The 13,912-nt window shown below is 49.8% G+C and carries 16 protein-coding genes; 14 read left to right on the top strand and 2 right to left on the bottom strand.

Annotation, left to right across the window (positions count from 1 at the left end; translation table 11 throughout):
• Window positions 1–86: 86 nt before the first annotated feature.
• The 9 genes from CBW46_RS04530 (at window position 87) to CBW46_RS04490 (ending at window position 7,624) form a co-directional block, all read left to right on the top strand.
• Window positions 87–869, top strand: coding sequence for an IclR family transcriptional regulator (locus CBW46_RS04530; RefSeq protein ID WP_089198833.1), 783 nt, complete (start codon window positions 87–89; stop codon window positions 867–869).
• 297 nt (window positions 870–1,166) lie between these two features.
• On the top strand, window positions 1,167–2,276 hold the full coding sequence (locus CBW46_RS04525) for an amidohydrolase family protein (RefSeq protein WP_089198832.1): 1,110 nt from the start codon (window positions 1,167–1,169) through the stop codon (window positions 2,274–2,276).
• On the top strand, window positions 2,261–2,623 hold the full coding sequence (locus tag CBW46_RS04520) for a Rieske (2Fe-2S) protein (protein WP_089198831.1): 363 nt from the start codon (window positions 2,261–2,263) through the stop codon (window positions 2,621–2,623). Before CBW46_RS04525 ends, CBW46_RS04520 begins: the two co-directional genes overlap by 16 nt.
• A 44-nt stretch (window positions 2,624–2,667) precedes the next feature.
• Entirely contained in the window at window positions 2,668–3,624 is a 957-nt protein-coding gene (gene glaH, locus CBW46_RS04515) for a glutarate dioxygenase GlaH (protein WP_089198830.1), read from the top strand.
• Complete coding sequence (locus CBW46_RS04510; RefSeq protein ID WP_089198829.1) at window positions 3,614–4,678, top strand: Ldh family oxidoreductase; 1,065 nt, start codon at window positions 3,614–3,616, stop codon at window positions 4,676–4,678. Before glaH ends, CBW46_RS04510 begins: the two co-directional genes overlap by 11 nt.
• A gap of 230 nt (window positions 4,679–4,908) precedes the next feature.
• Window positions 4,909–5,916: a hypothetical protein gene (locus CBW46_RS04505; protein ID WP_089198828.1), complete on the top strand. Its 1,008-nt coding sequence runs from the start codon at window positions 4,909–4,911 to the stop codon at window positions 5,914–5,916.
• A 205-nt stretch (window positions 5,917–6,121) separates the two neighbouring features.
• Window positions 6,122–6,553: an NUDIX domain-containing protein gene (locus CBW46_RS04500; protein ID WP_089198827.1), complete on the top strand. Its 432-nt coding sequence runs from the start codon at window positions 6,122–6,124 to the stop codon at window positions 6,551–6,553.
• A 108-nt stretch (window positions 6,554–6,661) separates the two neighbouring features.
• Window positions 6,662–7,006, top strand: a complete 345-nt coding sequence (locus tag CBW46_RS04495; RefSeq protein ID WP_089198826.1) for a hypothetical protein — start codon at window positions 6,662–6,664, stop codon at window positions 7,004–7,006.
• A gap of 303 nt (window positions 7,007–7,309) precedes the next feature.
• The gene (locus tag CBW46_RS04490; RefSeq protein WP_089198825.1) at window positions 7,310–7,624 is read left to right on the top strand and encodes an NIPSNAP family protein; all 315 of its coding nucleotides are present in this window, start codon (window positions 7,310–7,312) and stop codon (window positions 7,622–7,624) included.
• 268 nt (window positions 7,625–7,892) lie between these two features.
• On the opposite strand, the gene CBW46_RS21185 is transcribed toward CBW46_RS04490, so the two are convergent.
• Window positions 7,893–8,048 (bottom strand): hypothetical protein, encoded by a 156-nt coding sequence (locus CBW46_RS21185; protein WP_165842192.1) that lies wholly within the window; start codon window positions 8,046–8,048, stop codon window positions 7,893–7,895.
• Between the two features lie 191 nt (window positions 8,049–8,239).
• On the opposite strand from CBW46_RS21185, the gene CBW46_RS04480 reads away from it, so the two are divergent.
• From CBW46_RS04480 to CBW46_RS04470, 3 genes are all read left to right on the top strand, one after another.
• Complete coding sequence (locus tag CBW46_RS04480) at window positions 8,240–8,557, top strand: DUF3892 domain-containing protein (protein ID WP_089198823.1); 318 nt, start codon at window positions 8,240–8,242, stop codon at window positions 8,555–8,557.
• Between the two features lie 509 nt (window positions 8,558–9,066).
• A complete protein-coding gene (locus tag CBW46_RS04475; RefSeq protein ID WP_165842219.1) occupies window positions 9,067–9,237 on the top strand; it encodes a spore coat protein in 171 nt (56 codons plus the stop codon).
• An 18-nt stretch (window positions 9,238–9,255) separates the two neighbouring features.
• Window positions 9,256–9,552, top strand: a complete 297-nt coding sequence (locus tag CBW46_RS04470) for a spore coat protein (protein WP_089198821.1) — start codon at window positions 9,256–9,258, stop codon at window positions 9,550–9,552.
• 226 nt (window positions 9,553–9,778) lie between these two features.
• Here the strand turns inward: CBW46_RS04470 and CBW46_RS04465 are convergent, their stop codons facing one another.
• The gene (locus CBW46_RS04465; protein WP_089198820.1) at window positions 9,779–10,402 is read right to left on the bottom strand and encodes a DUF3298 and DUF4163 domain-containing protein; all 624 of its coding nucleotides are present in this window, start codon (window positions 10,400–10,402) and stop codon (window positions 9,779–9,781) included.
• A 146-nt stretch (window positions 10,403–10,548) separates the two neighbouring features.
• Here CBW46_RS04465 and CBW46_RS04460 point away from each other — a divergent pair, with 146 nt between their 5' ends.
• Window positions 10,549–11,748 (top strand): NupC/NupG family nucleoside CNT transporter, encoded by a 1,200-nt coding sequence (locus tag CBW46_RS04460; RefSeq protein WP_089199323.1) that lies wholly within the window; start codon window positions 10,549–10,551, stop codon window positions 11,746–11,748.
• A gap of 862 nt (window positions 11,749–12,610) precedes the next feature.
• Window positions 12,611–13,912, top strand: a complete 1,302-nt coding sequence (locus tag CBW46_RS04455) for an ABC transporter substrate-binding protein (RefSeq protein ID WP_165842191.1) — start codon at window positions 12,611–12,613, stop codon at window positions 13,910–13,912.

Raw genomic sequence — 13,912 nt, 5'->3', positions numbered from 1 at the left:
CACACCTTGACAATAATTCATTTGTCCGATAACTTCAGTTTATTGGATGTGATTACAAATTATGAATTGTGGCAGGTGGATACTATATGGCCCAACCAGATGGAACATTTCGCACCGTCAGCCGGATCTTCGCTGTACTGCGCCTGCTATCCAAGAAAACGGAAGGGCTATCGTTCACCGAGATTATTACGCAATTCGAGGACATACCCAAAAGCAGTATGCATAATTTGTTAAAGCAAATGCACGCTCATGGATATGTCTGCTACAACGACCGGGCGAAGACGTACTCCATCGGCGGCGGGATGATTGAGCTTGCATCTTCGATAGTACATCATTTCACAGTGAAGCCGTTAGCCAGACCGTATCTGGACACGCTGGGTATACAAACGGGGGAGGATATTTATCTCGGTATTCTGAGCGGTGAGGAAACGGTATATATCGATAACGTGAAGGGGACGCACCCCATCAGGTTCGACATTCCTGTCGGCTCTCGCAGGCAGCTGTACAGCACAGCGACAGGGAAATTGTTTTTGGCGCACATGAGTGATCACGATCTGAGCCGCTACCTGGAGAACAAGCCGCTGGTACCTCTGACCAAACGCACGATTACCGAGCCGTCCGAACTCAAGGAGCACCTAAAAGCCATCCGGTCTGCGGGGATCTCCATCAGCTATGAGGAAAACATGGATGGTATTGTCGGCATTAGCGCTCCCATTATGGACGAATTCGGACGTATGGCGGCCGGCATCGTCATTTCCGTTCCTAACGATAGGGCAGTCCCTTCGCAAGTGGCGTTCTTGGTGCAGCACGTGAAAGAGACGGCCGGTCAAATCACGCGGCGCGTTGGCGGAAAAGTTCCAACGTGTTGAGCTTGATGGGCGAGATACCTCGGGTAATGCGGAAACCGCTGGTTACACCCGCCTGCAATGTTTTCTATATCGTTCGGCACTTTGTCGACGCTCTGAACCGCTTACCGCCGGGTAAGCGGTTTTCTGCGCGTTCTCACCTAAATTGCGAGAAAACACGGTTCTAAATTGAACAGCAGTTCAATAATATGAACTATGTTTACCAACACATGACAAACAGTTGCCGCATAATTTATCCCGATAGGTTGTCAACAAATATGCTTTCAACACATATAGTTACACGAAGGGAGCCTGAAACACATGGCTTTAAAAGGATTCAAGGTCGTCGACACCGACGCACACTACCTCGAGCCGATCGACCAGCTGGCAGACTACGTCGATGATGTCTGGAAATCACGGATTAAAGGGGTGAGTCCGACCAGGCTTTTGCCGATGACGCTTGGAGATAGAATGATGGAGGGCCGGATTAGGCGGGAAGACATGGACTACAACTACCAGATCGGTGCCAACAAAGACGGTGAGATCAGAGCTGCGATGAACCGGCTGAATATTGATGCGTCCATATTTGTGCCGAATCACCTGATAGCCATGGGCCACACCCCGGTGAGAGATCTCGTAGTTGCGCTCTGCAACGGCTACATCGATTATATGCTGGATAAAGTGGTCGATCCGGACGCGGGAATCTACACGATGGTCATAGTACCTTGGCAGGACCCTGAGGAAGGCGCTAAAATCATCGATCGCACGGCCCATCACCCCGGCGTCGTCGGAGTATGTTTCATGTGCTCCGGCGCTAACCCGCCGCTCGGAGATATCCGGTACGATCCCGTGTATCAGGCTGCCGAGCGGCATGATCTGCCTATGGTGTTCCATTCCGCTCCGGGCTTGACTCTGGTGGAAGGCGCATCACCAGCGGATGGTTTTCAAAGGCTGATTGAGTCGCACTCGATAGGCTTCGCGGTGAGCAACATGGTGCAGCTAACAAGCTTGCTGATGCAGGGTATTCCGGAGCGTTACCCAAAGCTGAAATTTGTATTTCAGGAGTCCGGACTGTTTTGGGTGCCTATGATGATGTATCGGCTTGACGAGTATTACTTAAAACGCCGACTGGAAGCCCCACTATTGAAAGCGCTACCTAGCGAGTACATGCTCGACCGATTCTACTTCGGCAGCCAGCCGATTGAGATGCCGAAGCAGATGCGGCACTTGCAGGCTGTGTTCGATATGGCTAACGGGTACGACCATTTCATGTACGCCAGCGATTATCCCCATTTCGATTACGACGATCCTTCCGTCGCTTTTCGTATGCCGTTCCTGGACAATGAGGCTAGAGCAAAATTTTTGGCCGGTAATGCAATGAAAATATTTAACCTGCGGAAGGGCGGCGTCAAGCGATGGGAAAACACGTGATTGGTCAAACGGATGAATTCGTCGAGGGAACGATCAAGGTGGTCAGCCTGGAAGGCAAATCCATTGGCGTGGTTTACGCCCGCGGCAATTTTTACGCCCTTCGCAACCTTTGTCCTCACCAAGGCGGGCCCCTATGCGGCGGCGTGTTTCCCGCTTTAAAGGCAGCGATTCAGCCGAACGGCCGGATACGGGAGTATCATGATCACGATGAACCGGTTGTCGCTTGCCCGTGGCACGGCTGGGAGTTCGATGTGAAAACCGGCGAATGCTTGGCCGACCGCAGTCGACGGGTGGCGACTTATGAAACCAGCGTGGAGGATAATGCTGTAGCGGTCATCATTCCTTAGTTGGCAAATTCCTGTGAAACCTTGAGAGGAAAGGAAGAGGACGCATGACTCACTTTAACATGATAGAAAGCTATGAAATCAACGTGCATTCGCAGCACAAGCGATTGCGGCATATCGAGCTGAGCAATCAAGCGGTGAAGCAGTTTCTGCAAGCGGTGGAGCATATGACGATTGAAAGAATTGAGTACGTCCCGTTCGAGCGCTTCTATCTATCTGCCCGGCTGCAGGAAATATTCGGCTCCGCTCTCCGGCAGGAGCTGCGTGACATTCTGCATGATCGCAGCAGCGGCGGATTTACGATCGGACTTGAGGAGCAAACCGACTGTATCGATGATTATATAAAGTTTGCCACAGCAGTAACTCACCACCTGGGCGTGCCGAATCACGACGCGATGTCCGGCAAATTTTACGCCAGGTTTGCAGTGCAGCAGACGGATGACAGTGATACATATCTCCGCCAGGCGTTTCGTGTGCTGGAGCTGCATACGGACGGCATTTTCGTGGATGAGCCGACGGATTGGATTCTGATGATGAAACTGGTCGAGCACAACGCGGCTGGCGGAGAATCACGCCTTTTGCATTTGGATGACTGGGAGGATCTGGCGAGATTTAGCGCGCATCCGCTGGCGTCCCACATATATAAGTATGACTACTCCGATAGAGGAAGCAAGAATGTCAGCAGTGCGGTTCACAACCCCACTTTCTATCAGCGGGATAACGCCGTCTGCATGCGTTATAACCATCAATGCACCCATCCGCAAAACATAGAAGAAGCAATATATCTAAAAGAGATTCAAGAATCGATGGAGAACAGCGCCGGCACGCTGCCCATCCGGTTACCGGTCGGTCAATTGGTTGTGTTGAACAATCATTTCTGGCTGCATGGCCGCGAGGCGTTTGCGCCGCACGCTGGTCTGTACCGGGAACTGATGCGCCAAAGGGGCGTGTTCGAAAGCGTTGGAGCCGCGGCACTCCAGGAGGTGATACCGCGTGAGCACTAACGTAGTACGAGTTCAGAAGGAACAATTGCAGGATTTTGTGTACCGGATTTTTATCAGCTCGGGGTTGGATGAGAACCAGTCCCACGTCATTGCCCGCCACTTGGTATTGGCTAATCTCAGGGGTGTGGATTCACATGGAGTGAGCCGGGTAGCGATTTACACCAAACGTTTGGACCTGGACTTAACTAATAAACAGTGTGATTTGCTCACAGTTAGAGAGTCGGCCGCGTCCGCACTTCTTGATGCGCGCAATTGTTCGGGGATCGCTGCTGCTACCAAAGGCATAGAACTTGCGGTGCGAAAGGCCAAGGAAAGCGGGATCGGCGTAGTTGGGATTTATCATTCCAACCACTGCGGCATGCTGGCCGATTATACGATGTATGCGGCTGCTAACGATTGCATTGCACTGGCCATGACGAATGCCCGGGCTAACATGGCTCCATGGGGAGGCCGGGAGAGATTTTTTGGGACGAACCCCATATCCTACGGCATTCCAGCCGGTGAAGAAACGGATATTGTGTTTGACATGGCGACGAGCGTCGTAGCGAGAGGAAAAATCATTAACGCACAAAAAAATCAGCAATCCATCCCGGTAGGCTGGGCGATTACGAAAGAGGGGAAACCCACGAGCGACGCCACTGAAGCGCTCGAGGGATTGGTTTTGCCTGTCGGTGGCCACAAAGGCTCGGGGATCGCGATGCTGGTCGATATTTTATCAGGCTTGTTCACAGGAGCGAGGTACGGGCCCCATATAAGCGATCTATACAACAACTTTGAAGAGCATCAGAATGTCGGCCAGTTCTTCATGGTAATGCGCGCCGACTTGTTTCAACCGCTAGAGCAGTTCAAGGCACGTGTCGACGGTATGATTCGTGAAATACGGCAGGTGCCTTTGGTTGAGGGCGTCGAGAAAATATACTTGCCGGGCGAGATGGAACAAGAAGTGATGGCTGAACGTCTGCGGGATGGTGTACCGTTGTCGGCGCAGGTGTATGACGAGCTCGCACAGGTGAGCAGACGTTATGATCTGCCGCAATCATTGGACGTAATTTAGCGCATGTGCATTTTTGCACAGCTGCTGCTGTGTGTATTATCCTCGTCTTACCGCTGAGATCCGAACACCGCCGGTGGTCGAATCCTTGCAGCGTTGAGCCGGGGAATTTTTTTATTGAGCCTGTTCCCGCGATGCCGGCTCCCTGCCCCCGGTGGTCAGCCAGCAATTGCATTTATTTTCTTACCGTCGCTGGGTGAAAATAAACTTACATCTGAAGGAGGGGGATCCCATTGAAAAAAACTTTCCTGCTTGCGCTAATTTGTTCGCTTACGGCACTCGCTGGTTGCAATGACGACGGGCAAATGAACATGCAGGACATGACAAATAATATGGCACACGATGAGTCGGTGCAGAGAGCCTTTTCCGATGGCAGAATCGATGTGATGAACAAGGACGAGCAAACCAAACGCTCCATACTGCAAAATACGATGGACGAGCAGAACATGATGATGAACGATCCGCAATTAAGCGAGCAGTTTGTTGAATTAAACATAAATACGAATCGAATGATGACGAGCAGCCCCAAAGGCCAAGAGCAGCTGAAACAGTCGACATTGACGGTATTGGACGGAATCAACCAAGATTTTAATGAGCTCCGGAGTCTCACCCGGATTCAGGCTGCTTCCCGAAGACAGGCGGTCACCGATGCGGAGCTGCGGAATGTCATCTTACAGCAAAATGTGCAGGAGCAAGCTCTGGCATTGAATCATGCTGCGACTTCGCAGAACGTCAAAGAGCTGTCGCTGAAAACTACAAGTGCCATAATGAACGACAACGTGCTACGGACAAGCCTGTTGAAACAAAATGTTCAAGCATTCGGCGGCATTACCGGCACGCCCGCTTTGCGTTCGGAAATGGCGACCGCAATGCTGCCGCTGCTCAAAGATCCTAAAATAGCTGCAGAGTTAGAAAAAATGATTCAAACAGCGGTCGCGAAGGAAGCTCAAAAAATGCAGGCTGAGATGAAAGCGAAGATGCAGCAGATGCAGCAGCAAATGCAGCAGATGAGACAAGAAGTCCCTCAACAAACGGAGCAAGCAGCGCCCCAGAAACGGCCGCCGCAGCAGCCGCAGAACCAGCCACCGCAACAGCAAGAGCCAGAACAGCAGCAATCAGCGCAGCAACAGCGGCCACAGAAGCAGCAACCGGCGCAGCGTCAGGGCCCGGCAGATCCACAGAGCAATGCGAATCACGAAGCGAGTACGGCTGCAGCCCAGCAAGTCGCTGGGGAAGATTAGCGGCGCCGACATGCCTAAAATCGTTGAGCTAAGCTGTGTCGCGGCGGTCCCTTTGCACAAGCGGCGGTCGGACAATAGCGTGCGTACCGCCACTGCCGGCCGGCCCATTCCGCACGCGGCGCCCGGACAATAGCGTGGATACCGCCACTGCCGGCCGCCCATTCCGCACGTGGCGGCCGGACAATAGCTGGAGGGAGGGAACACGATGAAAGTCACATCAGTGGGAGCATTCATCACAGACGGCCGGTCCTATCTGGCCTGCCACTCCACCGGCAACTCATTCTACGATCTGCCCAAGGGCCTGAAGGAAGCTGATGAGCTGCCGATTGACGCCTGCTGCCGTGAGACGAGAGAAGAGACGGGGATCACACTAAATCCGAATCAACTGACGGACCTGGGGGTTTTTCCGTATCTAAAAAACAAAGATTTGCATCTGTTTTCATGGGTGCCGGACCAACTGCCCGATCCGGACGACCTGGTATGCAGCTCTTTTTTCGAACATCCCAAGAGCAAACGGATAACACCTGAAGTCGATGGATACCGGTATGTGCAATTTCACGAAACAGACGCTCTGATGGCTAAAAACATGGCTCGCATTATTCACCAACTCGTGGATAAACAAATGTTTAGGCGCTGAGCGGGTTTCATTTTTCAGTCAACAAGTACTAGAATGAATAAGGTAATAATGCCGTGGTACACAGGTACAGGTTAACGCTCTGCAAGACGAAGAGAGGAGATTTTGCGGATGGACATTCGACTGCTTACGGATTTGATCAAAGATGAACGGGGTAACTATTACGTGGCCGTGGCTAAGGAAGGCACACAATTGACGTTGGTCAATGCCTTGGTCGAGCGGTCGTACCAAACACTGCTGGAATTCAATGAAGACTTTGCAAAAGCGTATGCCGAGTATGATCACCAGTTTATTGGAAAAATCACAACCGATATACTGCGGCACGACGTGGTGTTCGCGCAGAACGAGAGGGGCGACAGCCGACTGTACGATTTGGAAACCATCAGCCGCACGTACCAGCTCACCTTCATCGACAGCATCGAATTTTACCGTCACCCTCGGGCAGCGCGCGCTTGATACATCGACCGGTGTATTCTGGTTGAGCTGTCGGGGCAGCTGACCCAACGCAAGCCGCTACCACGAAACAGCGAGATCCTTCCGCGGGCTCGTTTTAAAGATGCCGGGCATCATCCCGCTGTGCGAGGCGGACCGGGTGTGGGCAGCGCCGGTTGCAAAGAAGTTCAAAGATATGCGCTGGCAAAAGAGTTTGTCAATCAGCCGAGAGTGATGATAAAATTTGCGGTGTAAACGGATTCAGAAACCGGCATGCTGCTCAGGTCCGTCCACCAGTGAAACACAGTCGAAGGAGGAATCAAGCCCATGGTCTATGAAATGAGAACTTATACGATTAAAATTGGCAAATTGCAGGCATATCTTAAGCATTTTGAGGACGTCGGCATACCGATCATCTCTAACTACGCCAAATTAATAGGCTACTGGTATACGGACATCGGGGAATTAAATCAAATTGTACATATCTGGGAGTACGAGACGCTGGACCAACGAGCCGAGAGGAGAACCGCTTTGTACAATGATCCCATATGGGTGGAAACCTTTTTGCCCATCGCCGGACCGATGTTGGAAAAGCAGGAGAGCAGGATTATGTATGCCGCTAACTTTTCTCCGATCAGATAAGAAGGCGTGTGAAGAGCCAACAGTTCGGTGACGGCGCGGCGCGAAAAGTTAGGGATACCGTTTAATAGCCAAATGGAACTGCGCTGTGCGATCGCCGAATGACAGGAATGCTGATGTAATAGCCAAAATGAAGGAATGCTGATGAAATAGCCAAATGGAACAACGCTTTGCAATAGCTAAAATGAAAGGAATGCTGGTGTCATAGCCAAATGCTGGTCGTTTAAGCAAACCGGCTGCGCCGCAGCCGGTTTCGCTCATTCCGCACAACTTATTCCAGCTCCCGGCACGCATCGGCCTCCGGCTCGTTGGCATCAGCCACGAGCTGCTCGTTGACTAAGTTAAGGTCTCTGCTGTTGTCATTTTCCAGCCTGGTTTCGGCATCGTTCTCGGATTGATTCACAAAGTTTTGGTTCTCCAGCGGCATTTCGCAGACCTCCTTTTTTGTATTAGCCTGCGCATTATGCAGCGGAATATGAGTGCTTGGATTTACCAGTGTACTACCATGAAGAGCCGTGAAAAATATATGGGCGGACACCGAGAAAACGAAAATTTCACTGTAGCGGAACAGGACAGCCTTTTTTTGCAGGAGCATCCTTTGATGGAGGTGTGTACAATATGGATGGAGTGAATCAAAACGATGACCGGGAGCGGCATCAAGTATTCAATCAGCTGCGGCCCAGGGACCAGGTGCAATCGCGCAACCAGAATAACCCGCAGTACAACAAAAGGGAACGAGTCGTCGCAGCAAGAACGACGCCGGACGGGAACGTTGTTGCAGTGCGGCTCGAGTCTGGCCGGGAGCTGAATTTCGACGAGGCCCTTGCAGAAACCAAGTTCAATCATATTACGGGCGTTCATGTGTTTAACATGGATGGCCGGGACTTGCTCAGGCCTGACCAGAGACAGGACATGGACCAACTTCCCTCGTTCTAGTTTCGACCCGGGCGGTCGCCGGCGACGCACTGGCGTTTGTGCGCAAGCCAAAAAATCGGTGATGATCTGTGACATAACAAGAACCCTGCGCAGCGGCGTAGGGTTCTTTTATCGTGGGAAGCCGTAATTTGTTATCGTCGACATTCATTCAAATTTCAGGAAACATTGAGCAGCTTCGGTATTTTCCCAAGCTCTGAGAGAACTTGTTTGCGTCGAAGAGCTTTTAGTTTTTTCATCCTCTTGAGAGAGAACATGGTATCAACCAACCTTTCGGAATCACAACTCGTGTTGTCCGCTGTTTGATTATTACTTATTACCACTTCCCACTTATTGTATATTACCCCGGTTTGCTGATGTTTAAACAGGTTGGATGGAATCAATGGAAAATTTGTGATTGCGCGCAGACGCAGTGCAAAGTGCATAGTTTCAGTCGATGTCGGAAACTCTATGCTGTGGCAAAGCAGGGGAGGTGATCCACAGTGGCCGAACAATTGGCGGTGCACGAGACGATGGAACTGCACGAGTTGATGATGTTTAAGACTACTTGCATGACGAAGTCGAGTACCATGCAGAAGCTGGCCGAGGATGAAGAGCTGCGTACGTTAATGCAGCAGGATGCAGAACAATCATCGCGAGCCGTGAATGCGCTGCAGACTCTTTTATCACGCACGCAATCATAAAATGGAGGTGACCGCCGGATGAATACCGTAGAAAATAAGACGGCAATGCAGCCCCTCACGGATCAGGTGTTGGCTACGGATCTGTTGTTTGCCGCGAAAACCGGGATCAAAAGCTATGCGCTCGCACTAAGCGAGGCTGCCACACCGGAAGTGAGACAGGTGCTGCATGATCAGCTGGAAGAGACCATTGCTATGCATGGCAGAGTGACCAGCTACATGATGAACAAAGGGTGGTACCACCCTTATAACGCCAATGAGCAAATTATGACGGATATGAAGTATGCACAATCAGCGTTAAACCAGCGTCAAACATAAGCGGGGCGGCTATCAGCCGTCTTTTTTGTGTTGAGCGCAGCCTTCGCAGCCTGCTGCAGAAGCAATAGGCAACATGCACGCACGGCCTGCCGACAGCAGAACAAACAAAAGGCAGTTTCAAGCCGTCGGGCTTGAAGCTGCCTTCGTCGTCTAAGTATATGAGCGAGCATGGCAAATATTCTAATTCAGCACCTCAGATGGAATGCGCGATGCTGTTCCCGGGCAGTCAAACCACATCCGCCGACAGCGTGCTCAAAGGTCCAGGCTCGGCAGCGATCGATTGGACTTCATAAATGGAGATAGGGAACATCGGGAAGCCGACATAATAAGGGGAGATTTCATACAGCTGGTAAAAGATTACCAATGCCTTATCGGCCAAGTAATAGTCTTGGTCGGGACGGACGGACGGCGGTCCTTGCAAAAGGGGGATATCTCTCTCGTTCACTTGTTCAGCAATGAGCCGAGCGAGAAGCTCCTGGTAATTGGATCCGGGTTGAAACAAGTTGTGCAGCTCGTACAGTTGCCCGGTGTTTACGTCAAACGTGAGTGACTTGGCTATGGTGAAGCCATGCGCCATGGGGTAGGAGTAGGCGTAGTTGGTCAGCATCAAGCTCAGTATGCCTCTTTCATTCGTCTTAATTTCATACCGTCCGGTCATTTCCATATTGGTGCCGGTTTGCACTTTGAGCTGCGCCTGCTGTAATGCTTGCACGGATTGAACGATGGTCCGATTCAAGTATGCTTCCACAGTTTGGTCGCGGAGCCCATACACTACAGGATAATATATGGACGTACGGGGAGCCGTAAACGACGCGGTGCGGATGCCGACCGGGAACTGAAAGGTTGCCATAGGGCGTATCTCCTTTGTCAGGGAAAATGAACTGATATTTCAGCCTATTCAAGTCCCGGCCTACCGGTGCTGCCAGGCAAATCATAATTGCCCAATCACTGGACACACTAGTTATAACCTTAGGCGCATTGAGGAGGCGAAACGTGGTGAGTTCACTGATAGGGTTCGTCGGCATATTATTTGTTCTGGGATTGTGCTTTGCGTTGTCAATCGACAGGAAAAACATCAAATATAAATCGATTGGGATCATGCTTGTGCTGCAATTTGGCTTGGCATGGTTTATGTTGAATACTGCGGTCGGTCAGGACATCATAAACACGATATCGGCAGGGTTTAACGAACTCATCCGTTTTGCCGGAGTCGGTGTTACTTTTGTGTTTGGCGGCATTACCGATGCACCGTTTGTGTTTTTCCTTAATGTGCTGCTGGTCATTGTATTCTTTTCGACTCTGCTCTCCATTTTGACTTACATAAAAGTTCTGCCTGTCGTCATTCGTTTTTTCGGCGGGTTGTTATCCAGGATCACAGGCATGCCCAAGGTCGAATCGTTCAATGCTGTGAACTCGATGTTTTTTGGACAGTCCGAGGCGCTGTTAGCCATCAAATCGCAATTTCGTCAACTTAGCAAGGAACGGTTATTCATAGTGTGCGCTTCAGCGATGGGATCGGTGTCCGCGTCGATCAGCGGCTCTTATATGGAACTTGTTCCCGCCCGGTTTGTCCTGGTGGCGATGGTGTTAAACGCGTTCTCAGCGCTAATTATCTCATCCCTGCTCATGCCGGTGCGGGTGCCGAAGGAAGAGGACGTCATTACCGTCAATGAGGTGGAACAACCGAGAAGTATATTCGAAGCCATGGGTGACGGCGCGCTCGACGGTCTGAAGATTGCCGCCATCGTAGCCGGGATGCTGATTGCCTTCATCGCTACAATGGAACTGGTCAATGCAATTATTCAGTATATAACGGGCTTATTCGGTTTTCGCACGAACCTGCAGGAAATTTTGGGTTACATTCTGGCACCGTTCGTGTATCTTAGCGGTGTTCCCGCGGAAGAAGTGATCCAGGCCGGCGGCATTATGGGAACCAAAATCGTAATCAACGAGTTCGTCGCCATGCTTCAATTTCAACCGTTGATTCCCATTTTCTCCGACCGAACTGTCGCTATTGTTTCGACCTACTTAATATCGTTCGCGAATTTCAGCTCAATAGGTATCATCGCCGGATCGGTAAAAGCGATAGATGATGAGAAAGCGAAAGTAGTCGCAGGCTTTGGTCTGAAGATGTTGTTCGCGGCGACACTTGCATCACTGCTGTCAGCGATGATCGTGGGGATCTTTATCGGCTAGTCCGATCCTTGCCGGTCTTTCTATTGGCGCTTTCGGAGGAGTAAGGCCGTTCTTGTAACCTATGGCTATTCCAGCGGCACTTCACTTTGTTAGCACTGTCGTGCGCCTTGTGCAGGGGTGCCTTTGTGGATGCACCGGATTTTTCTACCAAAATGGGACACAGAGTAATTATGTAAGTATTTTTCAGTATGAATTGGCATATTACGAAATGGTGCCTAATATAAATATCCTCAAATGAACTGCCCAACAACTTAAATGAGTAGCGGACGTTGAATTCTGATTGGCCTGGTGTAATAGTATGAGCTGAAAGATGCTGAAAAGAGACGAACATCGATGGGCTTATTTGGAATCGCTTACAAACAAGTAAGTTCACACGGCGTTAAGATGTTGAATGTGGACGTGCACAATCGCTACAGCTTGGAAGCAGCATACCACTAATGGCTAAACAATTGGAGAGGTACGGCGAAAAAAGCTCCTGTTCACTGTCCCATAAAGATGGGCAACTGCTGGCTGAGTCGTCGATGTGAACGGAGTAGGAAACCCGTAGCAATATTGCAGGCTGGGTTTGCGGGGGAGGGGGGATGTTTACCAAACGGCAGCTAGAACGGCGACACGGCTTCGGAGAGAAGCCTAATTTATTGTGTATGTGCGGTCAAAGCCAGGTTTATCCTCGAAGTTCGTGACGAGAGGGACCGGGTACAATGACGCTAAAAAGCGAGCTAATTCACTTTTAAGCGCGTCAACGTCTGTTCCAGCCGCTTCTTCGCGGGGAAGACGTACTGAGTAAAATGCACGCGCGTACATTATAAAATAGTTGAAATAAATTTTTAAAATAAAAATTTAAAGGATGGTGCAGTCCTTTATGCGCAAACAAATTGCTTCTTCTGTTTTGATTGGTTTTATGGGTTTAGCCATCATGATATCGGGATGCTCTTCTTCAACGGCGACGAATGAATCGGCCGATAGTGCGAATAGGAAAAGCAGCTCCACTAAAGAAATTACCGTTTGGAGTTTTACTGACGAAGCTAAGTATGCTATTCAGAAGTTTCAAGAAAAATACCCCGATACTAAAGTGAATTTTGTTTATATTGCAGGAGATCAATACCAGACCAAATTGAATTCTGCTCTCCAAACCGGGGCGAAAGCGCCAGACGTTTTTGCGATGGAGAATGCATTCGTGCGTAAATTTATTGATAACCCGGCTTTAACTGATTTGGCACAATTTAATGCAAAAGATCTTATTACTAAGCAATATCCTTACATTCAAGCAACCGAAAAAGATTCTAAAGGTAATATCAAAGCGATTGGATATCAGGGTACACCCGGCGGATTTTATTATCGTCGAGATCTTGCCAAACAATACATAGGCACAGATGACCCAGATAAAGTGAGTGAGGCCATTTCATCGTGGGATAAGGTTCTGCAGCTTGGACAAAAAGTCGTACAAGAAAGCAATGGAAAGATCCATGCATTTGCGCACTGGAATGCTATTATGACGGTAAATAATGGAAGTGTGAAAGAACCGTGGGTTAGGGACGGAAAATTAATCATCGATCAAGCACGTTTAGATGGCTTGGATGTAGCCAAAAAAGCATATGATACCAATGTTACTGCTAAATTCGAATCTGGCAGTCCTGCAGAATATGCTAGCATGCAAAATGGTGAAGTCATGTTTTATCCAGGGCCGACTTGGTACTTGCAGTACGTGCTAAAGAAAAATGCGCCTAAAACTTCAGGGCAATGGGGATTGGCTCATGGTCCGGGTTCCTTTTATGGAGGCGGAACATTCTACGGCATTTACAGCAAAAGCAAAAATCAAGATGCGGCATGGCAATTTATCAATTTCTACTCTTTCGACCAGGATTTCTTAAAACAATTGGGCAAAGAGCAGACTTATTTCACAAGTAATAAAGAGGTAAATTCAGCGTTAGCGCCGGAAGTGAAAGATGACTTTATAGGCGGTCAAAAGTATTTTGAGTTCTTCAATATAGAAGGGGATAAAGTCCCAAGTGTGACCAGATCCAAATATGACGGCGACATCGACACTATTTTCACAAAAGATGTGCAGTTGTACATGAAGGGCGACATAAAATCACGGGATGAGTTGATCGCTAGATTTAAAGAAGATGTGAAGCATGACTTCCCGGAGTTGAACGTAGACTGA

This window comes from Paenibacillus xerothermodurans, from assembly GCF_002220865.2.
Lineage (GTDB): Bacteria > Bacillota > Bacilli > Paenibacillales > NBRC-103111 > Paenibacillus_S > Paenibacillus_S xerothermodurans.
This window is presented reverse-complemented; position numbering and strand designations above follow the sequence as displayed.

Excerpts from the sequence above, each read along its gene's own strand:
- CBW46_RS04530 (WP_089198833.1), top strand. The coding sequence starts at position 87 with ATGGCCCAACCAGATGGAACATTTCGCACCGTCAGCCGGATCTTCGCT.
- CBW46_RS04525 (WP_089198832.1), top strand. The coding sequence starts at position 1,167 with ATGGCTTTAAAAGGATTCAAGGTCGTCGACACCGACGCACACTACCTC.
- CBW46_RS04520 (WP_089198831.1), top strand. The coding sequence starts at position 2,261 with ATGGGAAAACACGTGATTGGTCAAACGGATGAATTCGTCGAGGGAACG.
- glaH (WP_089198830.1), top strand. The coding sequence starts at position 2,668 with ATGACTCACTTTAACATGATAGAAAGCTATGAAATCAACGTGCATTCG.
- CBW46_RS04500 (WP_089198827.1), top strand. The coding sequence starts at position 6,122 with ATGAAAGTCACATCAGTGGGAGCATTCATCACAGACGGCCGGTCCTAT.
- CBW46_RS04495 (WP_089198826.1), top strand. The coding sequence starts at position 6,662 with ATGGACATTCGACTGCTTACGGATTTGATCAAAGATGAACGGGGTAAC.
- CBW46_RS04490 (WP_089198825.1), top strand. The coding sequence starts at position 7,310 with ATGGTCTATGAAATGAGAACTTATACGATTAAAATTGGCAAATTGCAG.
- CBW46_RS21185 (WP_165842192.1), bottom strand. The coding sequence starts at position 8,048 with ATGCCGCTGGAGAACCAAAACTTTGTGAATCAATCCGAGAACGATGCC.
- CBW46_RS04480 (WP_089198823.1), top strand. The coding sequence starts at position 8,240 with ATGGATGGAGTGAATCAAAACGATGACCGGGAGCGGCATCAAGTATTC.
- CBW46_RS04475 (WP_165842219.1), top strand. The coding sequence starts at position 9,067 with ATGGAACTGCACGAGTTGATGATGTTTAAGACTACTTGCATGACGAAG.
- CBW46_RS04470 (WP_089198821.1), top strand. The coding sequence starts at position 9,256 with ATGAATACCGTAGAAAATAAGACGGCAATGCAGCCCCTCACGGATCAG.
- CBW46_RS04465 (WP_089198820.1), bottom strand. The coding sequence starts at position 10,402 with ATGGCAACCTTTCAGTTCCCGGTCGGCATCCGCACCGCGTCGTTTACG.
- CBW46_RS04455 (WP_165842191.1), top strand. The coding sequence starts at position 12,611 with ATGCGCAAACAAATTGCTTCTTCTGTTTTGATTGGTTTTATGGGTTTA.